The organism is Paenibacillus xylanexedens (genome assembly GCF_007676705.1).
In the GTDB taxonomy this organism is placed as follows: domain Bacteria; phylum Bacillota; class Bacilli; order Paenibacillales; family Paenibacillaceae; genus Paenibacillus; species Paenibacillus xylanexedens_C.
On record NZ_VEBF01000268.1, the window covers coordinates 1 to 279 of the forward strand.

Genomic DNA, 279 nt, shown 5'->3' on the forward strand with positions numbered 1-279 from the left:
AGATGGCAATCCGGCTTCCTTCAATACATCTTCTCCGTAGAAGACCCCTCTTGCTCCCCTATCCATCCCCAACCCCATCATCTCTCCACTTCCCCTAACCCCTTCCTTCCATTTCCACCCCACATATTCCTCTTCAATATCTCCTCCCCCCACATCATACACATTATACAAACCATCCTCACTCCCCAATACCTCCATCATCCACTCGTTCAATCCCACAATGTCTGGTTCACCTGAGCGTGCACCGAGTGTTCTTTTCACCTTTCCTTTCAAATCACC

General features: G+C 49.1%; 1 pseudogene. It reads right to left on the reverse strand.

The features are described 5' to 3' along the window. Positions 1–261: pseudogene (locus FS628_RS31660) on the reverse strand (carbohydrate ABC transporter substrate-binding protein); the annotation flags it as partial. Positions 262–279 lie beyond the last annotated feature (18 nt).